Genomic DNA, 21,751 nt, shown 5'->3' on the forward strand with positions numbered 1-21,751 from the left:
GTCATGGCGCGACCCTCGGTGGCCGCGGACCTCATCCCCGCCAGCTGACGTCGATCAGCACCTTGCCGATGGCGCGGCCGTCCGCGACGTGCCGAAGTGCCAGCGCGGTCTCCTCGAGTCGGAATGACGCACCGACGTGTGGCGCCACCCGCCCGGTAGTCAACAACCCTTGCAGCTCAACCTCATTGCGGGCGAAGTCATCGGCGGGAATGTCCTGGAACTGGAAGCCGAGAATCTGAATTCCCTTGACCAGCACCAAGTTCAGCGGAATCCGGGGGATCACGCCCGACGCGTAGCCGATCGTGACGAAGCGCCCGCCGCGACGCAGCGTGCGCAGGGCCGGTTCGGAGAGTTCGCCCCCGACGGGGTCGACGACGGCGTCGGCGCCGTCGGGAAGCGCCGACCGCAGCGCGGCGCGAAGGTCGCCGTCGAGATGGTTGATCAGGTTCGTCGCACCGTATCCCCTTGCGACGTCGAGCTTCTCGCGTGACGATGCCACCGCGGTGACCCGGGCGCCGAGGGCGACGCCCAGCTGGACGGCAGCCAACCCAACACCGCCGCCCGCACCGAGGACGATCAGTTCGTCCCCCGAGGAGACCCGCGCAGGGGAGCGCAGCGTGTGATAGGCGGTCCGGTGGCCGACGCCGAATGCCGCCGCCGTGGCGGAATCAACCCCTTCGGGGATCCTGGCGAGGCTTGCGGTTGGCACGGCGACACGTTCGGCGAAGGCGCCGAACATTCCCGTGCCCGTCACGCGGTCGCCGACCGAAAATCCCGATGTCTGCGCGCCCAACTGCTCGATCACGCCTGCGAATTCGCTACCTGGCACGAATGGTGGCGGCACGCTGATCTGATACTCGTTGGCGATGAGAAGGACGTCGGGGAAGTTGACGGCCGCCGCCTCCACGCGCACCAGCGCCTGCCCGACGTCGACGACCGGGTCGGGGCGTTCCTCGATCACGACCACCTCGGGCGGCCCGTAGGCCGGACACACCGCGGCACGCACCTGCGGCTCAGCCCCGGTAGTCGGTGGACTCGGCGAGTTCGGCCGCCGAGGCCATCAGATCGGTCACGACGGGTCCGAACGCGAGCAGCTTGTCGTCGTTGCCTGCGCGCTGAAAGCCCTGCTCCAACACGATCGCCAGCTTCCACTTCGCCAGGACGAGGTAGTAGTCCAGGTCGTCGACCTGACGGCCGGACACCTCGGCGTAGTGCGCGACCACCCGATCGCGTGACGGCATGCCCCGCATGTCCACGTAGCTCATCTCGGAGGCGTCGGGGCTATCGGTGTTCTCTGGCCAGCTCTGCACCATCCAGCCCAGGTCCAGCTTCGGGTCGCCGACGGTGCCCATCTCCCAGTCGACGACGGCAGCCAGTTGAGCGGGCGCGCCGTGCCGGTACATCACGTTGGCGAACTGGTAGTCGCCGTGCATCAGCCCGGGGATGAAGTCGAGTGGCTTGTGAGCCTTGAGCCAATCCGTCGCGACTTCGAGGCCGTCGAGCTCCCGATTCTTGATCCGCTCCAGGAAGCCGATCCACCGATCGACCTGCCGTTCGTGGAAGCCATCAGGACGGCCCAGGTCGGCCAGCCCCTTGGCCTTCCAGTCCACCTTCGACAGCAGCGCGATGCCCTCGGCCAGTTGATAACTCAGCCCGGGCCGGCTGTCGAGGTCGCTCTGGAACGGCTCGGCCCACTTCCCGTGCTGATCCATCGGGGACCAGCCGTCGACGAAGCCCATCAGGTAGAACGGTCGACCGAGCACCTCCGGGTCCTCGCAGACCCCGATCGCGGCGGTGTGGGGCACGTCGGTGCCGTCGAGCGCCTCGATGATGCGCCACTCCCGCAGGATCCCCTTGTCGCGGTCCGGGGGAGCACCTGGCGGCGGCATCCGGATGACGCAACTGGCGTCGCCGCGGGTCAGCTCGTAGATCACGTTCTGCGTTCCGCCGGAGAGGAATCGGGCGTTGAGCGGCTCGCCCTTGCCTGGCAGTGCGGCGTCGTCCATCCACTGGGCGAGGCGCGCGGTGTCGATCGCCGGATCGCTCACTGGTTGCCCACCTCGAGCTCGAGGTACTCGGCGAACCTGGCCCTGGCCGCGTCGCGTTTGCGCGGTATCCACTCGGTGGGCCAGACGTCGTCGCTGGCCTTGTAGCCGCGCAGCACCTGCTTGGCCACGGTCGTCCTGTGCACCTCGGTGGGCCCGTCGGCGAGCCCCATCACGGCGGCGCCGGTGACCATGCCGAGGAACGGCATCTCGTTGGTGACGCCGAGTGCGCCGTGCACTTGCATTGCCCGCCAGGCGATGTCGTGTAGCACCGTGGGCATCAGCACCTTGGCGGTGGCGATGTCCTTGCGCACCAACTTGTAGTCGTTGAACTTGTCGATCTCCCATGCCGTGTACAGCACGAACAGCCGGAACTGCTTGAGCTGGGCGTACGAGTCGGCGATGTAGCCCTGCACGGTCTGCTTGTCGGCCAGCAGGCTGCCAGCAGTCTCGCGGCTCAGCACGCGTTCGCACATCATGTCGATGGCCTTCTGCGCCAAGCCGATGGTGCGCATCGCGTGGTGGATTCGCCCGCCACCGAGGCGGGTCTGCGCGATGACGAACGCCTGGCCCTCGCCGCCCAGCAGTGCCGAATCCGGCACTCGCACGTTCTCGTAGTGGATCAGCGCGTGGCTGCCCTCGTTGTCGCGTTCCCCGTGCAGGCCGACGTTGCGGACGATGTTGACCCCGGGGGTGTCGGTGGGCAACAGGAACATCGACATGCCCTGATAGGCACTGACGTCGGGGTTGGTCACCACCATCACGATCAGGAATGAGGCAGTATTCGCGTTGGACGAGAAGTACTTCCAGCCGTTGATGACCCAGTCGTCGCCGTCACGCAGGGCGCTTGTCTTGAATTGGGTGGGGTCGGCGCCGCCCTGCGGTTCGGTCATCGAATAGCTGGAGAACAGCTCCCCGTCGAGCAGTGGGCGCAGGTAGCGCTCCTTCTGCTCCGGTGTGCCGTAGTGCGCGATGATCTCGGCGTTGCCGGTGTCGGGAGCCTGACAACCGAAGACGATCGGGGCCCATTGCGACCGGCCGAGGATCTCGTTGAGCAGTGCCAGCTTCAGCTGTCCGTAGCCCTGACCGCCGAACTCTGGGCCGAGATGCGTTGCCCACAGGCCCTTCTGGCGCACTCGCTCCTTGAGGGGGTCGACGACCTTGCGTCTGGTTTCGGTGAGCGGCGTGAATTGCAGGTGCGGCCAGATCAGGTCGAGCAGCTCCACCTCGTCGCGCACGAATGCATCCGCCCAGTCCAGCAGGTCCTGGTATTCGGAATCGGTTTCGAAATCCCATGCCATTACGGCCTCCTCAGTGTTTTGGCGCGTGCGTCGTAACCGGCGATCAGGGTGAGGATGTCGTCGGTGACGACATCGGAGAACGAACGGTCACCGAACGAGCCAGCTGCCCAGTGCCTGGCCCCTTCGCTGACCAACGTCGACGCGAGATAGGCGAGGTGTGCGACGTCGGCGTGGTCGCCCACCTTGCCGTCCGCTCGGGCCTTCTCGAACAACTCGGTGAACATGTCGGCGTCGACGTCTGGCGCTCCGTCGGCGAGAATCCGGTGCTCGTGCCGGTAGCCCTCGAGAATCGTCTCGACGACGAGCTCCCTCGGGTTTCGCGCCATCGACTTCTCGAGCGTCTTCAAGGCCTCGTAGATGACGTCGCCGACCTCGTAGGGTCTGGCGAGGAGGTCTCCGATGGTGCGCTGCGCCGTCTGGGTCGACATGACGCCGACTTCGAACAGCACGTCCTCCTTGCGCGGGAAGTAGAAGTAGAACAGTGCCTTCGAAACCCCTGCGGCGGTGCAGATCTCGGCCACCGTGGTGCTGGCATAACCCTTGGTGCGCCACAGCGCCATGGCGGCCTGCACCAACATCCGCTTGGTCTCGTGCGAGCGGGCCCGCTGGAACGACGCGCGGCGTTGACCGCGGTCAGCGTCGACGGGGACCGACTTCGGTGGCACACCTGCAAGCTAGCAGAGCAATTGGCGAATGAACATAGCTGACCGGAGTCTAACTATGTTTCGGGCCGGCCCGCCTGGTCAGGTAGTCGACCTGCAGGTAGATCGCGTAAAGCACGAAGAACGGAAGAATCGCGAACGTGACGTTCTCGGCGACGAACTTGAACCAGAAACCGAAGGCACCCTGTCCGACGTCGCTGAACCCGGCCCGCACCTCCGAGAGGAAGTACACGCCGGTGCTGCTGATCAGGATCGCGCATCCTGCGAAGGCGAGCCACAGGCAACGGATGCGCGATTGGGTCGGGAGCGTTGGGCGGAGCAACCGGGTCCACAGAACGAAGAGCGTGATGCCGGTGGCGACGCCGACGAGTTCGAGGCCGAAGATCCAATTGTTGCCGCTGTTGTAGCGGGTGTCGGCCAACCCCCATTGCCACCACAGCCACTTCCAGCCCGGATCCGTGGTGGGCGTCCACAGGTTGAAGGGGTGGCCGATGAGGAAGATGAGTTCGTAACCGAGTTGACTGCCTGCGGTATACGGCAGATAGATCATCGTCAGTTCGGCCGCCCGTTCGAGTCGGGGGCGATGCTCGCCGCGTCCCGTCCAGAAGTAGGCCAGCGGCAGCAGGATCACCGGGATTCCGAAGAGCAGGTTGGCGATGACGTCGACGGTGAAATTCGGCGGCAACAACCCCAGTCCGACTCCGACGACGACCCCGACGAAGGCCACGCTGGTGACCGCGGTGAGCGCAAGGTAGGTCCGTCGGCGATGCGGCGCCCACGGGCGAGCCAGATTCGGCTCGCGGTCCGCGGGGGCTTGGGTCATGACCTCTGCTGCCATTGCGTCAACACCTCTGTTCTCCGTGGTCCTCGGCGACTCGGATCCGACGATAAACGGTCGCCCGCCCGGTGTTGGGCGAACGCTCAGCATTGAAATGGATCAGGGTCGGTCAGTCGTCGTTGACGATGATGGCCCTATTGTGGAAATCTGATAGCCATATCTGAGAATCACGTTCTCGCAGTTCGACACGTCAAACAGGAGCGCGCATGGCGATCGACCCCGCCGGTATCGACTGGTTCAGGGACCCGCGGCTGGTCGCAGACCCCTATCCGTACTTCAACGCGCTGCGCGACAAGTGCCCGGTGGAGCAAGAGGACCACTACGGCGTCACCATGATCACCGGCTGGGAGGAGGCGGTCTCGGTCTACAACGACGAGAAGACGTTCTCGTCGTGCACGTCGGTGACCGGTCCGTTCCCCGGATTTCCGGTGCCGTTGGAGGGTGACGACGTCACCGACCTGATCGAGAAGCATCGGGATGAGCTGCCCTTCAGTGACCAGCTGCCCACGCTGGATCCGCCGACCCACACCAATCACCGCGCCCTGCTCATGCGGCTGATCACGCCCAAGCGCCTCAAGGAGAACGAGGACGCGATGTGGCAGCTGGCGGACGAGGTGCTGGATGACTACCTCGCACCCGGCCAGGGGGAGTTCATCAAGGGCTTCGCGAGCCCGTTCACTCTGCTGGTGATTGCCGACCTGCTTGGCATTCCTCCCGAGGACCGCAACGCCTTCGTCGACGGCATCTCCCAACACTCCGGTGGCGGGGTCGGCAGCACTAGCGAGGAGTCGCTGTCGCACTCCCCGCTCGAATTCCTGTACGGCCAGTTCGAGGAGTACGTCGAGGATCGTCGGCGAAACCCCCGCGAGGACGTCCTGACGGGGCTGGCGACCGCGCTGTTCCCCGACGGCACCACGCCAACCGCCGGTGACGTTGCACGCGTTGCCACCAATGTTTTCTCGGCCGGTCAGGAGACCACGGTCCGGCTGCTCGGGACCGCGCTCAAGGTGCTCGGCGACCGACCGGACATCCAGAAGCTGGTTCGCGAGGATCGCAGCCTGCTTCCGAACTTCATCGAGGAAGCGCTCCGGCACGAGAGTCCCGTCAAGGGCGACTTCCGGCTGTCGCGTACCCCGGTCAACGTGGGCGGTCACGAGCTGGGCGCGGGCACCACCGTCATGGTGGTCAACGGTGCGGCCAACCGCGATCCGCGTCGCTTCGACGAGCCGAACGACTTCGATCCCAAGCGCAAGAACGCGCGCCAGCACCTGGCGTTCGGTCGCGGCATCCACAGCTGCCCTGGCGCCCCACTCGCACGCGCCGAGACGCGCGTCGGCCTGGAGCGACTTCTCGACCGCACCTCCGACATCAGGATCTCGGAGGAGAAGCACGGTCCGGCGGACCACCGCGACTACCACTACATCCCGACGTTCATCCTGCGCGGGATCATCGACCTGCACTTGGAGTTCGACGTTAAATGAAGGTCACCGTCGACGAAGACCGTTGCGCAGGCCACGGCATGTGTCTGACGCTGTGCCCCGAGGTGTTCGACCTGTCCGACGACGGTTGGGCGGTCGCCGACCCGGAGGAAGTGCCCGCCGAACTCGAGGGCGCTGCGCGCGAGGCCATTGAGAACTGCCCCGAACACGCCATTCGCGAAATCTGATTCAAACAGCATCATCAACAAGGAGATTCGTTGTGGCCAAGGGCTATGTGATCATCACCGAAGACATCAAGGACGCGGCAGGGATGGCCGAGTACGGCAAGCTGGCCAGCCAGACGATGAGCACCGCGAAGGTGCTGGCCTTCGGGCCGGCGGCCGAGACGCTCGAGGGGGAGTGGCACGGCACCCAGACCGTGCTCCTCGAGTTCGAATCCGTGGAAGCGGCCAATGAGTGGTACCACTCCGACGAGTACCAGGCGGCCGCGAAACTGCGCCAGGCGGCGGCCGACTGCAACGGAGTCATCGTCTCCGGCTTCTGAGCCGCCGCGAGGGTGCGCGAACGCACGCTGCCAACGGCGTGTCGCGGAGCAGACACGCACGCTCGCGCCAAGGGTTAAGTCAGTGGGGGATCAGCGGCCCGACGGGTGTGGTGGTCGTCGCATGCACCAGGAGTTCGGCGAGTTCGCGCGGGCGGCTCAGGAACGGCGAGTGCGAGGTGTCGATGCTGAGCTGCTCGACGCCCAGCCGCCGGGCCACCGTATCGGCCAGCCACCGCGGCATCGACTTGTCCTGCAGGCAAAGGATGTAACTCCGCGGCAGGTCCGCCTCCCAGAAGCGGGCGACCGATACCGGCGTGACGGTGGTGTCGCCGAAGCGCTCCGGGCCGAGACGCTCGAAGGCCCAGCGTGCCGTCTCCTCGTCGCAGTCGTGGTAGAAGTACTTCCACGCTCCGTCGAAGTCGGCGAACGTCATGGCGCCTTCGTCGTCGAAGTGCAGGTAGCTCAACATCTCTCCGACGTCGCCGTCGAATTCGGTGCCCAACTCGTCGCCGGCGTCGCGCATCGCCATCGCCTCCGGATAGGTCCGGTTCTCGCGCGGCAACGCGGCGGCGAGATACACGACGTGGCTGACCAGATCGGGTCTGGCGTCCGCGGCCAGGGTGGCGTCGAACCCTCCGCCCGAGTGTCCGACGAGCACGTCACCGGGGTGCAATGCCGACACGATGGCGTCACGGCGGTTGGCCAGCGTCGATTCCTCGTCGATGCGTGCCCCGTGTCCCGGCAGGTCCACGGCCACCCCCTGGTGACCAAGTGCCTCGAGTTCGGCGATCGTCCAGTCCCAGCACCACGCCGCGTGAAAGCCGCCGTGCACGAACACGAATCGCACTAGACGCGCGTCACTCGTCGACGATGGAGATGGCCTGCCGCGGGCACTGCCGCACGGATTCCTTGACCTGCTGCTCGTTCTCCGGAGTGACTTCTTCGGAGAGCACGTGCAGGTAGTCCTGGTCGTCCAGATCGAAGACCTCGGGGATGATGCCCATACACACCCCGTTGCTCTCGCACAGGCCGAAGTCGACCTCGATCTTCTGGGTCATGCGCGATCCCGCTTCGCTTCTCGCTTGGCCGTCATCGTCACCTCAATACCTTCACCGGGACGTGGTGGTAACCGGCGACGTTCTGCATGTTCACCCGCTGCAGCCCGTCGAAGTCGACCTCGTAACGCGGCATGAAGTCGAGCAGGTACTCGAGCGCGATCGCACTCTCCATGCGGGCAAGCGCCGCACCGAGGCAGCTGTGAATCCCATAACCCAGCCCGAGGTTCTGGGCGTGGTTGCGGTCGCGGTCGATGTCGAACGTCTCGCCGTCGTGGAATGCACGCGGATCGCGGTTGGCCGCGGCGCCCATGAGGAATACCGGCTTGCCCGCGGGGATGGTGCCGCTGGGCACCTCGACGTCCTTCACGCTGTAGCGGACGTTGTACTGCACCGGACCGACGTAGCGGAGCAGTTCCTCGACGGCGGCCGGGATCTTGCTGCGGTCGTCGAGTAGCTTCTGCCACTGCTCGGGATGGCGGGCGAATTCGACCACCGCGCTGCCGATCAGCTTGGTGACGGTCTCCGCACCCGCGCCCCCGAGGAGCGTGGTGAAGCCAGTGATCTCGATGTCGTCGAGCTTGCGCAGATTGCCGTGCTCGTCGGGGATCTCGGCGGCGATCAGTCGACTGATCATGTCGTCCTGCGGGTTGTTCCTGCGCTCCTGGACCAGGCCGTAGTAGTACATTCCCGAGTCGATGTTGGCCTGCATGTTGTCGTCGTCGAGTTCGATCTGGCCCGGCTTGCGATGCAAGCTGGTGTCGATCCAGTGGCGGACCTGCTGGCGGAAGTCCTCGGGTACGCCGGCCATCCGGGTGATGACCTCGACCGGGAACGGGCCCGAGAAGTCCTGCACCACGTCGAAGCCGTCCGGGTCGACCTTGCCGAGGTAGTGCTCGATGAGCTCGACGACGGTGTCCTTCTGGGCCTGGATCGCACGTGGCGTGAACGCCTTGTTGAGCAGGCTGCGCATGTGCCGATGGTCCGGCGGGTCCATGAAGATGATCGACTTCTGCGGCACCTCTCCCGAGCGCACCATGCCGAGATCGCACCCGCGGGCCGACGAGAACGACTCGTGGTCCTTGAATGCTGCCGCCACGTCCTCGTGCCGGGTCAGCGCGTAGAAGTCCTCTTCCTCGTCGTAGTACAGCGGCGCCTCGTCGCGCATCCGCGTGTACACGGCGTAGGGGTTGTCGAAGTACTCCTGGGCGAAGGGGTGAAACACCAGTTTGGGCTTGGTCACTGCGTCCTCCTCGGCGCTGGGGGGCAGAGCCGGAACGTTACGGAAGGCTGTGGAATTGTAACGCCCATAGTATGCACCATGCGGTGCCGAAAAGCAGCCGAATCACGCGCAAAGTAGCCGCTCGGTTACTGGCCGGTGGGCTCGATCCGGCCGGGGCTCAGGCGCCGTTACCCGTACTGATGAGGGGATCGAGCGCACCGAGGTCGCCGCCCAGTTCCGCAACCGTCTTGCGGACCACTTCGACGTCCTTGCCGATGAACTCACCGACCGCCGAGATGAACGTCGTCGCCGAGCCCGCCCGCGCGATCATCCCCAGCACCCGACTCTCGGAACTGCCGTGGGTCAGCGCGCCGAGCAGGGCCGATTCCTCGATGCCGAGCCTGCTCCCGAGACGCACCCCCTCGGCCACCAGTCCGATCTGCGCTGCGAACAACGCGTTGTTCACCAGCTTCACCAGCTGGCCGGCTCCGCTTGGGCCAACGTGCAGGATGGGGTCCGCGTAACTCGCCAGTACCGGTGTGGCGCGTTCGACCACGCTGTCCTCGCCGCCGACGAACAGCGTGACGCGTCCGGCCGCGATCTCGTGGGGACCGCCGCTGACCGGGGCGTCCAGCACGTCGACGCCGTCGGCGCGGGCGGCAAGGTCCCGCGCGGTATTCGGGCTTCCGGTGGTGTGCAGCACCAGTACCGAACCCGGCCGCATTGCGGCGAGAAGGCCGTCGTCGGTGCACACTCGCTTGACCTGTTCGTCGGTGAACACGCAGACGATGACCACGTCGGCACCGTCGACGGTCTCCGCGACGGTGGGGCAGGGATGTGCGCCCAATTCGACGACCGCCGCCCGCTTCTCGTCGGTGCGGCCGAGGACGTTGACCTCGTGGCCGGCGTCGACCAGGCGACGGACCATTGGAGCGCCCATCCGGCCTGCGCCGACGAACCCCACCCTCATCAGCGGGGATGGGACATGGACTCGAGCGCGGTGTCTGCGACGGTGAACACCGTGCCCTGCGGCGCGGATGCGGCGTCGGCGAGGCTCGCCGCCAGCCGAACGTCCTTCTGCAGCAACGCTCCGGCGATCGGGGCCAGACCCTCGAGCGTTCCACCGAACATGGTGATGCTGTTGACGGCCTTGCTGGTCGCCGACCCGCGCGAGAGCACCTCGCACAGCTCCTTGCGGGGCACGCCGAGCGCCTCGCCGAGTTCGAGTGCACTGACCGCGGCGCCGAGGTTGGCACTGAACAGCAGGTTGTTCAGGATCTTGGTGACCTGGCCACTGCCGACCGCGCCGAGGTGGACGATCGGGTCGGCGAACGTCGCGAAGACTGGACGCGCCCTCGCGACGACGTCCTCGTCCCCGCCGACCATCACCAGCAGGGTGCCTTCCGAGGCGGCGGGAGCGCCACCGCTCACCGGCGCGTCGATTACCGAGACACCTTGCGCCGCCGCGGTTTCAGCGATCTCGCGGCAGGTGTCGGGATGCACCGTGCTGTGGATCGCGATGATGCCGCCGGGTTTCAAACCCGCCAGCACGCCGTCCTCGCCGTCGAGAACCTGCCGCACGTCGTCGTCTCCCACCACGCAGAGGCAAACCAGATCGCTGGCCGCGCCGAGCTCGGCCGGGGTTCCCGCGACCTTCGCCGCCGTGTCGGCGTACGGCTCGACCGACGACGGGCGGCGTGCCCACAGCGTCAGTTCGTAGCCACCTTCGGTGATCCGTCGCGCCATCGGCGCGCCTTGACTGCCCAGTCCGATGAATCCGACGCGCATCAACCCGCCTCCACTTCGACTTCGACATCATTGACTTCGACACATTGCTCGACGAACGACAACACCCGTCGGTGATACGACTCGGCCGTCAGGCCGACGCTGAGATTGTGGCCGCTGTCGGGCATTTCGTTGGTCACCACGCTCGGGGCCGACGTGAAGAGCGCCGCGATGTCGGTCAGCGCCTGCGGCGTCGACTCCCAAACGCTTTCGTGATCGCCCACGGAGAACTCGACGGGCACCTCGACGCGCGCGGCGATCGCCGGGAAGTCTCGTCGCGGCCAGTTGGCCGACACGTCGCCCTCGTACGCAACGCCTGGTGCCGACAGTGCGCCGGTCAGCACTTCCTCGGGATACAGGTCGGTGGGCTGCCAGAGCAGGTCCCGCAGGCCTGCGGGACGGTGCGTCAAGGTTGCTTGACTCAGAACGGCTTTCGCGTCGGGATGGTAGTTCAACCCGGTGCCTGCGAGTTCGACCCCAAGAACGTCGGCGCGGTCCGCCGTGGCCATCCGCAGCGCCAGTTCACATCCGAGCGAATGTGCCAGCAGGAACACGCCCGCTCCGCGTGTCCCGGCGCCGACGATCCTGTCGACCGCGCCGTACGCCAATGCCACGCGCCGGTCCGGGTCGGCCATCTCGTCCTGGTACAGCGCCGAAGCTCCGTAGCCCGGCCGATCGAGGGCCATCGCGGTGTACCCCAGCGCTGCGGCGGTGCGCAACAACGAGAGTCGAGGATGACCGGGGCAGTCGAAATAGGCCGCGGACGTGGCACCGCCGTGGACCGCGACGATCACGGCACGGGGCTGCGGCACTTCGGCGACGAGTGCCGACATCGGCACCGCGCCGACCATCACGACTCGGGGATGTGGCTGGCTCACGGGTCGGTCCGCAACAGGATGGCACCACTTGGGGTCAGCCCCCCGCTGCTCACCACGGCGACGCGGGCGTCGGCGACCTGACGTTCACCCGCTTCACCCCGCAGCTGGCTGACGGCTTCGTGGATCAGGCCCATGCCGTGGGTGCGGCCGTGCGATAGCTGACCGCCGTGGGTGTTCAGCGGAATCACGCCGTCACGGGCGATGTTCTTGCCGCCGTCCAGGAAGTCCTTGGCCTCGCCGATACCGCAGAAGCCGAGTGCCTCTAGCCAGGACAGGCAGTTGAAGCTGAACCCGTCGTACAGCTCCGCGACGTCGACGTCGTTGGGCCGCAGCGACGTTCGGGTCCACATATGTGCCGCCTGCCCGAGCACCTGCGGTTCGTGGGTCATCGTGGTCTGATCCCAGTCGGTGCGTTCGATGATCTGGGTGCCGACGGCCTCGAACAGCACCGGTTTCTTGGGCATGTCACGGGCGACGTCGACGGCCGAGACGATCACGGCTACCGCGCCATCGCATGGGACGTCACAGTCGTACAACCCGAACGGCGTGGTGATCAGCCGTGCGTTCAGGTAGTCGTCCATCGTCATCGGGTCGCGGTAGATGGCAGTCGGATTCAGTGCCGCATTGGCCCGTTGGTTGAGCGCGATCCAACCGAGCGTCTCGCGCGTCGTGCCGTAACGGTGAAAGTGCCGCTGCGCGTTGAGCGCCAACGTGTGTGCGGCCGACGTGGCACCGAACGGCATCTGCCAGCTGGTGGTGCGAGCGCCCCCCGGCGGGGACATCTTGCCCTCCTTCATCAGCTGACCGAACGTCGCCTCCCACAGGGTGCGGAAACACAGCACGTGGCGGGCCATACCGGTGGCGACGGCCATCATCGCCGCGATCACCGAGCCACCGGGCCCGAAGGTGTCCATGCCACCGTTGATCCAGGTCGGCTTCAGCCCGAGCGCACCTTCGAGTGCGTTCACGCCGCCCTCGCCCATGCCCGCGATGTCGAGTCCGGGATAGGTCGAGAGGCCGTCGATGTCGTCGAGGGTCAGGCCGGCGTCGGCGACGGCGGCCTCGCACGCTTCGATCGTCAGCGACAGCGGCGGCACCATCAGCCGCCTGCCTAGCCGAGAAGCCCCGATGCCGGTGATCGCCGAATGGTCCTCGAACTTCTTCGACGTGAGCATCGGGCGCACGTGCCTGCCGAAGTCCTGCGGTGCGATCTCGTCTACCGCTTGCGGCAGCGGAGTCGCGTCGGCGGACGGCTTGAAGACGGGCAGCCACACGTCGGCAAGTTGTTGGAAGACGACCTCGACGGGCTGGCCGAGCTCGAGGTCGTCGGGGTCGCACTCGATGATGTTGGTGGTCAACCGAACCCGCGGATCCTCCGCGATGGCGACCTGGGCGATCACGTAGGGCGGCGGCAGATCCGGGAAGCCGAAGCGGTGATTCACGGTGAACGCCGAGAGCGTGCCCTTACCCGAGACGGTGCGCACCTTGATGTCGTGGCTTCGGCAGTAACGGCAGATCGGGGCGGGCGGGTGGATCAGCGACTGGCAGCCCTGACACTCCTGCAGACGCAGCTCGCCATCCGCCCCGGCCGTCCAGAAATACTCGTTCTCCCCGGTGATCTGGGGCAGTGGCCGCCCCGGTGCGTCCGACAAGTCAGCTCCCCGTCTTCGCCGTGTCGTGTCTGGTGGCTCCGTTGGTCACCTGTGCGCCGTGCGGTTCGGCGGGCATCTCGATGATCGCGTGAACGGGGCAGTCCAACAGCGCCCGCTTCACCGCGTCGTGATCGACCTCGGGGACTGCGCCGTTCCCGATCAGTGACGCGTAACCCCAGTCGTCCAGTGAGAAGTACTCCGGTGCGTGCTTGGCGCAGACGCCGAAACCGTCGCACAGCGTCCGGTCCAACCGAATCCTCATCACAGACCTTCCACCTCGTAGGGCCGCGTGGCGCTGTACGCGTCGGTCCGGCACGCGTCGCACTCACCACCGACGTGCCGCGCAACGACCTCGGGGAACTGCTGCACTAGCGTCGCCGCCACGTTCGTCGCCGCATCCAACGTCGCGCAGGCGCCACGCCCGCGCAGGACCACCGACCACCGCTCCAGCCGGGTCAGGTCCTCGGACGTGGCTTCACCGTCGCGCAGCGCCCCGGTGACCGCCGACATCGCAGCCGTGCCGTTGAAGCAGGAGCCGCACTGGCCGGCGTTCTCGCGATCGAAGTAGGCCATCACCGATGCGGCAACGGCCACCGGGCACTCGTCGGTGAGGATCGCGACGGCACCACAACCGAGGCCGCTGCCGAGCCGGCGCATCGTCTCGTGGTCGAGCGTGGCGTCGAGCACGGTGCTGTTGAGCAGACCGGCGAAGTAGCCACCCATCAGCACGCCGACGACCTGATCGGCGGAAACGCCGTGTCTGGCAAGCAGTTCGGTGAAGGCGACGCCGTGCGGAAGCTCGTAGAGCGCCGGTGGCCTGCCCGCACCGGTGATGGTGGCCAGAAACGTCCCCGGTGAGGCGGACGTGCCGACGGAGCGGTAGGCCTCGGCGCCGTGGCGCAGGACGAAGGGCAGGTTGGCCAGTGTCTCGACGTTGCTCACCAGCGTCGGGTGGCCGCCGACGCCCTGCTCGAACGGGCGAGGTGGTTTGTCGGTCGGCTTGGCTGGGCCGCCGTTGATCGCACGTACCGCGGCGGTCTCCTCGCCGGCGACATAGCCTGCGTCGACCGTCACGACGGTGATCGGAAGTTCGAATTCGCCTGCGGCCAGTGCGGTCTCGAGTGCAGTGGCGGAGTGCCGATCGGAGACGTAGACGTAAGCCTGGTCGGCGTTCACCATTCGAGCTGCCAACCGGACTCCGTCGAGCACCAGATGCGGCCGGTTGCGCAGAAGCCATCTGTCCTTGACCGAGGCCGGTTCGCCCTCTTCGCCGTTGGCGAGGACGACGGTGGGGTTCCCCCGTCGGCCCGCGTCGCGAACGGTCCGCAACTTGACGGCGATTGGGAATGCGGCGCCGCCGCGACCCAGCAGGCCGCTTCGGTCGACCTCGTCCAGCAGTGCGTCGGGGTCGTCGAGAACTTGGTAGCCGCCTGCGGCGACGTACTCCGCGTGGTCCTCGACCCCTTGGACCGTTCGCAACAGTCGGGGGACGGTGCCGGGCCAGGCCGCGACGAGGAGTTCAGCTGCCGGTGCGGTCATCGCCGCCCTGCCTTCCTGCCCGCGGATAGGGTGGCGGCCATGAGAACTGCGGTGGTGCGGGTCGACGTGGACCCCTCGACGCAACTGGCGCCCGCACGACTAGACGAGGGCATGGCGACCCTCCTCGAGTTGGCGGCGGCGATTGGTGCCGACGTGATCGATGCGGATCTGGCGACGCTGCCGCCCAGCCGGCGACAGGTCGAGATCCTCATCGCAGGCGATGATCCGGACGAGTTGAGGCGCACGGCACTCGACTTGTGCGCCAAGGCGTTCGGAGTCCTCGGTGCCGCTCCCGCCGTGGGTGTGCTGACGTACGTCAGCAGAGGCACCGACGACGACGCGCACGGCGTCCTCGCGGGTCTGGGACTGCGGGGCGACGTCGAACGTCGCGCTGGGGACGAGGGCTGGGACGTGGTGACGGTGACGCTGCTCAAGGCCGACCTGGAACGGGTTCCCGAGAGTCGGGTACACACGGCGCTGGAGGCGTCGTTGAACTGCGAGGTCTACATCGTCGTCGAGTAACCACCAGGAAGACACTGTCTACCTACCGAGGAATTCGAGAATCGCGGGCGCGGCCTGCACCCAGGTGTCGAACAGGCAGAAGTCCTTGCCACCGCTGGCGGAGAACTTCTCGCCGGCACGCTCCCAGGCGTCCTCGGGCCACGGTGGCTCGATGAGCTGGGAACCCTTGATCAGGCAGCTCACCTCCAGCGAGGTTCGCTTCGGATGGTCCCAATCGTTCTCTCCGCCACGGATGATCAGCGTCGGGACCTTGATGTCGTCGAACAGAAAGTCCTCGACACCGGGGATGGTTTGGCCCGGCTTGGAGACGAAGGCGTTCAGCCAGCGCAGCATCACCTTGAGGAACTCGTCGGCGTCGAGCCCACGTATTCGGTCCAGGTTCGCTGGATTTTCTTCGATACGTTCCTTCCACTCGCCGACGTGCAGCAGACCGTTGATACCCGCCCCCCGGACCGCGAGGATGCTCGGCACGATGTAGTGCCCGCCCAGCACGAACGATCCGTACACGCCGCCGACGATGTTCCACACCGCCAGCTTGGTCACCAGTTCGGGGTAGAGAATCGTGGTCAGAATCGAGTCGCGTGCCCCGCCCGAGCCGCCCGCGATGATGCACGGCCCGATGTCCAACTTCGTGATCAGCTGCATCAACGTCTCGGCCCGCATGTGGGATTCGCTGTAGCCGTAGAACTGCACGTCCGAGGCGCCGCAGTTGGGCCGGTCCCACAGCAGCACCCGGTAGCCGCCCGCGACCAGGGCCTCCGCCAGTGGTCGCAGGCCAGGGATGTCCTTGCTGAACCGGCCACCAGGCGTCAGGGCAATGAAATCGCCTTCTGAGCCCAGGATTTCGTAGACGACGTTGCCGCCGTTGATCTCGATCTGCTCGTTGGACAAACTCACTCCGGTTCGTCAGGCCTGTACCAGGACGTCGTCACCGACGACCCGGACGGGATAGGTGCGGATGCTCCACTCCGGTTTGACCGCGGTGGTCCCGGTGGCGAGCTCGAAACCCCATTGGTGCCAGGGGCAGAAGATGAACTCCAGGTCGCGCACCATCACCGCGTCGCCTGGCACGCTCTCATCGACGACGTTGCGCCCGCGGGCCCGCCCCGCGCACAACGGACCGCCCTCGTGCGGGCAGTAGTTCGCGATGGCGTAGAACGTGCCATTGACGTTGTAGACGCCGACGCCGTGTCGACCGATCGGCACCAGTTTGTGTGTCCCCGAGGGGATTTCGTCGACGGTGGCGACGACGTGTTCCCGCCCCTGCGCGAGGCGGGGCGTCTTGTCCGGTGTCACTAGATGAGAATCCCGAGTCGCTTCGCTCCAGCCCGCCGCATCAGAACACCCGGACCTGGCCCTCGCGGGCCGGGACGGTCTCGGGGAGGTGGTAGGTCTGGATTCCGTTGCGGAACATCACCGCCTCGCGGGCGTGCTCGGGGAGGTGTTTGGCCAGCCACCGGGGGTCATCGAAGGTCCAGTGCGGGTAGTCCGACGAGTAGAGCAGGATCTTCTCGCACTCCATCCACTCGAACGCGCGACTGAGTTCCGTCTTGTCCTCGGGGTAGTCGAGTGGCTGGGTGGTGAACCTGATGTGTTCCTTCACGTACTCCGACGGCTTGCGCTTGATGTCCATCCACTGTTTGCGCTTGGCGTAGATGGCGTCCATCCGCCACATCAGCGGCAGGATCCACGTGAATGCGTGCTCTACGAACACGATTCGTAGCGTCGGGAACCGGTCGAAGGTGCCGTCGAAGACGAGGCTCATGACCTGGTTCGCGGCAAGCAGCGAGTAGGTGACCATGAAGTCGTGGTTGTAGCTGGGAAGGCCCACGGGAGGAATGGGCAGTTCATCGAAGTGACCGCGGGACAGATGGCAGCTCACGGGTATGTCGTGCTTGGTGGCTGCCGCCCAGATCGGGTCGTACTTGGGATTGCCCCACGGCGGCCGTGGCTCCGCCTTGATCAGGACCTGAGCCATGTACGGGTGCCCGACCCACTTCTCGATCTCACGGGCGGCGGTCTCCGGCTCCTCGATCGTCGCGCAGATCGATCCGCGCCACCGCTCGTGCCAGTTGTTGTGACTGTCGAGCCAGTGATTGGCCTGCCAGTCGTTGAGTGCCGCGGTCATCGCGGAGTTGGCCTCGGGGATGCGAGCCGAGTAAGCCGCGGGTTCGAGGATCGCGATGTCCGAACCGGCCTCCATGATCAGCTGCTTGAATGCGAGATCTGGATCGCTGCCCGCGAACTCGCCGTCGGCAGGGAATGTGTCGACGCGCATGGCGTAGGAGTGCGCGTAGTCCGGGGCGTCGTAGTAGATCTGCTCGCCGATCGGGTGGGTTCCGAAGTACTTGCTGCGCCATGGTTCCGGCAGGTACTCACCCAGATCCCCGCGGCGGGGGGTCGGATGGACGTCGGAGTCGACGCACCTCACGGCGACGCGCTCGGCGGCGGGCATCCGTGGGTTGGCTGTGACTGTCATGTTGGCCTCCTCTGTCCCTACAGTGCCGCAGATGCGGATGGGCTTACCAGGTTTTCGACGCCATACAGCTCGGCTGCGTTGCGCCAGCACAACTTGTCGCGCTGCTCGGCGCTGTAACTGCCGGGCACGAGTAGGTCGCCACAGTCCCAGTGCGGGTAGCTCGAGCCGAACATCGTCATGTCGTCCTTGCCCGTGAAACCCGCCCACTCGCCTGCGAACTCGGTGTCGCCGGGTCCATCGAGGCTGCCCTGCACGAAGTAGACGTGGCCGGGCAGGTAGTCACTCGGCATCTTCGGCGCCCACGGTGTCTGTTCCAGATGTGGGCGGCCGAAGCAGTCCATCCGCCAGATGAACGGCGTCAGCAGGTCGGCGGCCCCGTCGGTCCAGACGAACTTGAGCGCGGGCATTCTCTCGAACACGCCCTCGGCGATCATGTTCATCAGGTGATAGAGGTAGTTGAGCGACATGAAGCTCAGATACTGCTCATAGGTCCTGGTGTTGCCGGACGGGGTCGGCGGGAAGGCGACACCCGATCCCACTTCGATGTGCACGGCCACCGGTAGTCCCGCTGCGGCCGCTGCTTCCCACAGCGGCCAGAACTGCGGCTTGCCGTAGAGCTCGCGCGATTGCAGGGGGACGCCGATCTGGACGACGCGCGGGTGATCCTTGTACTTGTCGATCTCCCGGATCGCGCCAGCGACGTCGTCGGGATTGACCCGGATGGTGCCGCGGAACCGGTCGCCGTACTCGGCGTCGTCCAGCCACCGCGTCACCATCATCTCGTTGTGCCCCGCGGCGATCGCGGTGCCCAGGTGGCGGTCCGGCATGATCCCGCGGGTCATCGGATGCAGGATCGCCACGTCGACGCCGCGGTTGCCGAACAGCTCGTCGCCCACCAGAGCCGGGTCTGAACCGGGGTACTGGCGATCGGGGCCCAAGCTGGCATTGACGTACTCGCCGCCGGGCGCGCCGTACCAGTCCATCTCGTAGTCCGGGAAGCCCCGGCTGCGGAACGGTTCGCGCATGAAGTTCTGGCGCAGATCCTTGTTGGACTGACAGAAGATGTGCACGCTGGCGTCGATGACGGGTGTGGTCACCCCGTCACTGTGTTGCCTCACCGAGATCCGTCCTTTGGTCTTGCCGGCCGAGAGCCCCGCCGGAGCTGATTCCCAGTGTAGATCCTTGTTCTTCATTCGCAAGAATAATGTTCTCCAGCAGTTCGCTTAGTTCAGTGCTGCGTCAGCGCTGGTAGGAGTGTCTGCTGGTCGGTCGCGCAGCAAGCATCGGGTGGAATCGGGTAGCAGGTTTAGGAGAACGGATACCGCATCGATGAGAATGCTATTCTCGGGCCGAACGGGACGAGCGACGCAGGAGGCGGCGGCATGCTGTTGGAGTTGGACGCTGATCAGCGCCTATGGCAGGAGACGGTCCGCGACGCCGTCGGCAAGCAGTGTCCGGCGTCGCTGGTGCGCGAGATCGCCGAGGACGGCGCCGACGCCGCGCCCTTGTGGAAGGTCTACGTCGACGCGGGCTGGACCGAGCTGACCGATCCGGAAAACGCCGTCGAGCTGGCCATCGTGCTGGAAGAACTCGGCCGCGCCACCGATCCCACACCGTTCCTGGCGACGCTGACGCAGTTCGCGCCGCTCGTCGGCGATCGCTTCGACCCGCAGCGGGCCGGCGCGGCCATTCACCAGGGTGTGACCGCGCACCGGGACGCCGACGGCTGGGTCCTCACCGGAACGTCCCGCCACGTCCTCGACGGCGATCGGGCCGAGCGGCTCGCGGTGGTGACGGCCGCCGGGGTGTTCCTCGTCGATGCCAACACGGTCACCACCCGTCGCGCCGCGATCTTCGATCCGGTGCTGCACGTCGCCGAGGTCAGCCTGGCGGGAGTGCACGTAGCCGACGGTGACCGGCTCGCGATCGACGCCGAGAAGGCGCACCACCTCGCGCTCACCGGCATGGCGATCACCATGGTTGGCGCCTGCCAAAGGATTCTCGACCTGGCTCTGGAGCACGTGAAGAGCCGCCATCAGTTCGGCGTGCCGATCGGATCCTTTCAGGCCGTTCAGCACAAGGCCGCCGACATGCACGTCGCCATCGAGCGCGCGCGTGCGCTTTCGTACTTCGCGGCGCTGACGATCGCCGCCGACGACCCACGCAGGCGGTTGGCCGCCGCGATGGCCAAGGCATCGGCGGGGGAGTGCCAGTCACTTGTCTTCCGGCACGGCCTGCAGTTGTTCGGGGCCATGGGCTTCACCTGGGAGAACGATCTTCAGTTCGCGCTCAAGCGGGCCAAGGCGGGCGAGCACATGCTCGGCGGTGCGGCCGAGCACCGCGCGATCATCGCCGCCGAATACAAGGACTTCTGATGCAGCTGACCTTCGATTCGAACGTCGAGGAATTCCGCGCCGAGTTCGTGGCGTTCCTCGACGAGAACCTGCCGACGGCGGAGCAGACGCTAGAGCGGCCGCGCTCGGTGTCGCACATGCCGCAGTGGGCGCGTGACTGGCAGCGGCTGCTGTTCGACAACGGCTGGCTGCTGCCCGCTCAGCCGCCGGAGTTCGGCGGCCGCAATGCGTCGGTGTTGCAGACCTACGTTCACCTCGAGGAGCTCTGCAAGCGACGGATCTACCACAGCTTCAATCCGCAGGGCGTCAACATCATTGCGGCGTCACTGCTCACGTTCGGCACCGATGAGCAGAAGCGCCGATGGGCCGTACCGGTGTTGCGCGGCGAGATCACCGCTTCGCTCGGTATGAGCGAGCCGAGCGCAGGCTCCGATCTGGCGTCGCTGCGCACCCGCGCCGTGCCCGACGGGGACACGTTCGTCGTGAACGGGCAGAAGGTGTGGACCTCGGGCGCCCACGATGCCGACTTCCTGCTGACGTTCGTGCGCACCGATCCCGATGCCCCGAAGCACAAGGGCATCAGCGTGTTGATCATTCCGACCGACCTCGAGGGTGTGGTGCGGCGTCCGTTCGCAGACCTCTGCGGTGAGGACAACAAGGACTTCAACGAAGTGTTCTTCACCGACGTCGTGGTGCCTGCCGAGAATCTCGTCGGCCCGCTCAACGGCGGATGGGGCGTCGCCAACGGGTCGTTGGGCCACGAGCGCACCATGATGTGGCTCGGCTTCGCCGACCGGATCGACAACATGATCTCCGACTTCTCGCCGTCCACGGCCCTGGAGCGCGACCAGTACGCCACCATCGTCATGGACTACCAGGCGCTGCGGGCGATGGGTTCGATCTCGCTGGCCCGCGCGGCCCGCGGTGAGGTGGACGTGGCGTCGGTGTCGGTGCTGAAACTCTTTGGCTCGGAAGCGGAGATGAACGCGTCGGCCAACATTCTCACGGCGGCGGGACCCGACGGGTTGACCCACCCGTCGACGACCGGACCGTACGCGCACATGAACCTCGACCACTACTTCGCGAGTTGGTTCGAGCGTTTCGCGCGCAGCTTCTCGGGCACCATCGCGGGCGGCACCTCGGAGATCCAGCGCAACATCATCGCCCAGCAGGTTCTCGGCCTCCCGCGTCCCGCGCGGTAGTCCCTCCCCCCTTTTCGCGCGCCCCCCTTTTCGCGCGAGCGAGCGTGTTTGCACGCCCTCGTGCGGCGTGTCGTGGCAGTCCGCGCACGTTCACCACCGACTGGTGTGATGCAAGTGCCGAGCCCAGTCCGCGATACCCGAGCCGTGGCGACGACACGCCGTAACAGGCCACCGCACACTATGTCTCGATGCTGCGCGTGATCGATGTTCTCGCGTGGGTGATCGGTCGAGTCA

At 66.3% G+C, this 21,751-nt stretch carries 24 protein-coding genes; 6 read left to right on the top strand and 18 right to left on the bottom strand.

Going from position 1 to position 21,751, the window contains the following annotated elements; genetic code table 11:
- Positions 1-31 precede the first annotated feature (31 nt).
- From ACRDUX_RS32250 to ACRDUX_RS32270, 5 genes are read right to left on the bottom strand one after another with little or no spacing between them, the layout of a single operon-like run.
- Positions 32-1,006 carry an NADPH:quinone oxidoreductase family protein gene (locus tag ACRDUX_RS32250; protein ID WP_526420153.1) on the bottom strand — a complete coding sequence of 325 codons (975 nt, stop codon included), beginning with the start codon at positions 1,004-1,006 and terminating at the stop codon, positions 32-34.
- 7 nt (positions 1,007-1,013) lie between these two features.
- Positions 1,014-2,006: a phosphotransferase family protein gene (locus tag ACRDUX_RS32255; RefSeq protein WP_526420195.1), complete on the bottom strand. Its 993-nt coding sequence runs from the start codon at positions 2,004-2,006 to the stop codon at positions 1,014-1,016.
- Between the two features lie 38 nt (positions 2,007-2,044).
- Entirely contained in the window at positions 2,045-3,346 is a 1,302-nt protein-coding gene (locus ACRDUX_RS32260) for an acyl-CoA dehydrogenase family protein (protein ID WP_526420155.1), read from the bottom strand.
- Complete coding sequence (locus ACRDUX_RS32265; protein ID WP_526420157.1) at positions 3,346-4,011, bottom strand: TetR/AcrR family transcriptional regulator; 666 nt, start codon at positions 4,009-4,011, stop codon at positions 3,346-3,348. Before ACRDUX_RS32265 ends, ACRDUX_RS32260 begins: the two co-directional genes overlap by 1 nt.
- Positions 4,012-4,060: 49 nt before the next feature.
- Positions 4,061-4,846 (bottom strand): emopamil-binding protein, encoded by a 786-nt coding sequence (locus ACRDUX_RS32270; RefSeq protein ID WP_526420159.1) that lies wholly within the window; start codon positions 4,844-4,846, stop codon positions 4,061-4,063.
- 206 nt (positions 4,847-5,052) lie between these two features.
- Here ACRDUX_RS32270 and ACRDUX_RS32275 point away from each other — a divergent pair, with 206 nt between their 5' ends.
- From ACRDUX_RS32275 to ACRDUX_RS32285, 3 genes are read left to right on the top strand one after another with little or no spacing between them, the layout of a single operon-like run.
- Positions 5,053-6,327 (top strand): cytochrome P450, encoded by a 1,275-nt coding sequence (locus ACRDUX_RS32275; RefSeq protein WP_526420161.1) that lies wholly within the window; start codon positions 5,053-5,055, stop codon positions 6,325-6,327.
- Positions 6,324-6,512, top strand: coding sequence for a ferredoxin (locus tag ACRDUX_RS32280; RefSeq protein WP_526420163.1), 189 nt, complete (start codon positions 6,324-6,326; stop codon positions 6,510-6,512). The genes ACRDUX_RS32275 and ACRDUX_RS32280 overlap by 4 nt, the downstream gene beginning before the upstream one ends.
- Before the next feature lie 32 nt (positions 6,513-6,544).
- Positions 6,545-6,829 (top strand): DUF1330 domain-containing protein, encoded by a 285-nt coding sequence (locus ACRDUX_RS32285; protein WP_526420165.1) that lies wholly within the window; start codon positions 6,545-6,547, stop codon positions 6,827-6,829.
- Positions 6,830-6,908: 79 nt separating this feature from the next.
- Here ACRDUX_RS32285 and ACRDUX_RS32290 read toward each other — a convergent pair whose 3' ends face one another.
- The 9 genes from ACRDUX_RS32290 to ACRDUX_RS32330 all read right to left on the bottom strand — a co-directional run bounded on the left by ACRDUX_RS32290 (position 6,909) and on the right by ACRDUX_RS32330 (position 14,960).
- On the bottom strand, positions 6,909-7,676 hold the full coding sequence (locus tag ACRDUX_RS32290; protein ID WP_526420167.1) for an alpha/beta fold hydrolase: 768 nt from the start codon (positions 7,674-7,676) through the stop codon (positions 6,909-6,911).
- Between the two features lie 10 nt (positions 7,677-7,686).
- Positions 7,687-7,887, bottom strand: coding sequence for a ferredoxin (locus ACRDUX_RS32295; protein ID WP_526420169.1), 201 nt, complete (start codon positions 7,885-7,887; stop codon positions 7,687-7,689).
- A gap of 37 nt (positions 7,888-7,924) precedes the next feature.
- Positions 7,925-9,127: a cytochrome P450 gene (locus ACRDUX_RS32300; protein WP_526420171.1), complete on the bottom strand. Its 1,203-nt coding sequence runs from the start codon at positions 9,125-9,127 to the stop codon at positions 7,925-7,927.
- Positions 9,128-9,284: 157 nt separating this feature from the next.
- On the bottom strand, positions 9,285-10,076 hold the full coding sequence (locus tag ACRDUX_RS32305) for an NAD(P)-dependent oxidoreductase (RefSeq protein ID WP_526420173.1): 792 nt from the start codon (positions 10,074-10,076) through the stop codon (positions 9,285-9,287).
- Positions 10,076-10,894 (bottom strand): NAD(P)-dependent oxidoreductase, encoded by an 819-nt coding sequence (locus ACRDUX_RS32310; protein ID WP_526420174.1) that lies wholly within the window; start codon positions 10,892-10,894, stop codon positions 10,076-10,078. The genes ACRDUX_RS32305 and ACRDUX_RS32310 overlap by 1 nt, the downstream gene beginning before the upstream one ends.
- Positions 10,894-11,742, bottom strand: a complete 849-nt coding sequence (locus ACRDUX_RS32315; RefSeq protein WP_526420197.1) for an alpha/beta fold hydrolase — start codon at positions 11,740-11,742, stop codon at positions 10,894-10,896. The genes ACRDUX_RS32310 and ACRDUX_RS32315 overlap by 1 nt, the downstream gene beginning before the upstream one ends.
- 23 nt (positions 11,743-11,765) lie before the next feature.
- Positions 11,766-13,421: a thiolase C-terminal domain-containing protein gene (locus ACRDUX_RS32320; protein ID WP_526420176.1), complete on the bottom strand. Its 1,656-nt coding sequence runs from the start codon at positions 13,419-13,421 to the stop codon at positions 11,766-11,768.
- 1 nt (position 13,422) lies between these two features.
- Positions 13,423-13,683, bottom strand: a complete 261-nt coding sequence (locus ACRDUX_RS32325) for a ferredoxin (RefSeq protein WP_526420178.1) — start codon at positions 13,681-13,683, stop codon at positions 13,423-13,425.
- Positions 13,683-14,960 (bottom strand): NADH-ubiquinone oxidoreductase-F iron-sulfur binding region domain-containing protein, encoded by a 1,278-nt coding sequence (locus ACRDUX_RS32330; protein WP_526420180.1) that lies wholly within the window; start codon positions 14,958-14,960, stop codon positions 13,683-13,685. Before ACRDUX_RS32330 ends, ACRDUX_RS32325 begins: the two co-directional genes overlap by 1 nt.
- 39 nt (positions 14,961-14,999) lie before the next feature.
- On the opposite strand from ACRDUX_RS32330, the gene ACRDUX_RS32335 reads away from it, so the two are divergent.
- The gene (locus ACRDUX_RS32335; protein ID WP_526420182.1) at positions 15,000-15,482 is read left to right on the top strand and encodes a hypothetical protein; all 483 of its coding nucleotides are present in this window, start codon (positions 15,000-15,002) and stop codon (positions 15,480-15,482) included.
- 18 nt (positions 15,483-15,500) lie between these two features.
- On the opposite strand, the gene ACRDUX_RS32340 is transcribed toward ACRDUX_RS32335, so the two are convergent.
- From ACRDUX_RS32340 to ACRDUX_RS32355, 4 genes are read right to left on the bottom strand one after another with little or no spacing between them, the layout of a single operon-like run.
- Positions 15,501-16,379 (bottom strand): alpha/beta fold hydrolase, encoded by an 879-nt coding sequence (locus tag ACRDUX_RS32340; RefSeq protein ID WP_526420184.1) that lies wholly within the window; start codon positions 16,377-16,379, stop codon positions 15,501-15,503.
- A gap of 9 nt (positions 16,380-16,388) precedes the next feature.
- Positions 16,389-16,778: a Rieske (2Fe-2S) protein gene (locus ACRDUX_RS32345; RefSeq protein ID WP_526420186.1), complete on the bottom strand. Its 390-nt coding sequence runs from the start codon at positions 16,776-16,778 to the stop codon at positions 16,389-16,391.
- Between the two features lie 40 nt (positions 16,779-16,818).
- Entirely contained in the window at positions 16,819-17,961 is a 1,143-nt protein-coding gene (locus ACRDUX_RS32350; RefSeq protein WP_526420188.1) for an amidohydrolase family protein, read from the bottom strand.
- 17 nt (positions 17,962-17,978) lie between these two features.
- The gene (locus ACRDUX_RS32355; RefSeq protein WP_526420190.1) at positions 17,979-19,058 is read right to left on the bottom strand and encodes an amidohydrolase family protein; all 1,080 of its coding nucleotides are present in this window, start codon (positions 19,056-19,058) and stop codon (positions 17,979-17,981) included.
- Positions 19,059-19,343: 285 nt separating this feature from the next.
- On the opposite strand from ACRDUX_RS32355, the gene ACRDUX_RS32360 reads away from it, so the two are divergent.
- Positions 19,344-20,336, top strand: coding sequence for an acyl-CoA dehydrogenase family protein (locus ACRDUX_RS32360; RefSeq protein ID WP_526420192.1), 993 nt, complete (start codon positions 19,344-19,346; stop codon positions 20,334-20,336).
- Positions 20,336-21,517 (top strand): acyl-CoA dehydrogenase family protein, encoded by a 1,182-nt coding sequence (locus ACRDUX_RS32365; RefSeq protein ID WP_526420194.1) that lies wholly within the window; start codon positions 20,336-20,338, stop codon positions 21,515-21,517. The genes ACRDUX_RS32360 and ACRDUX_RS32365 overlap by 1 nt, the downstream gene beginning before the upstream one ends.
- The last annotated feature ends 234 nt before the right edge of the window (positions 21,518-21,751 follow it).

The sequence above is a fragment of the Mycobacterium sp. genome, assembly GCF_050701675.1.
Classification (GTDB): domain Bacteria; phylum Actinomycetota; class Actinomycetes; order Mycobacteriales; family Mycobacteriaceae; genus Mycobacterium.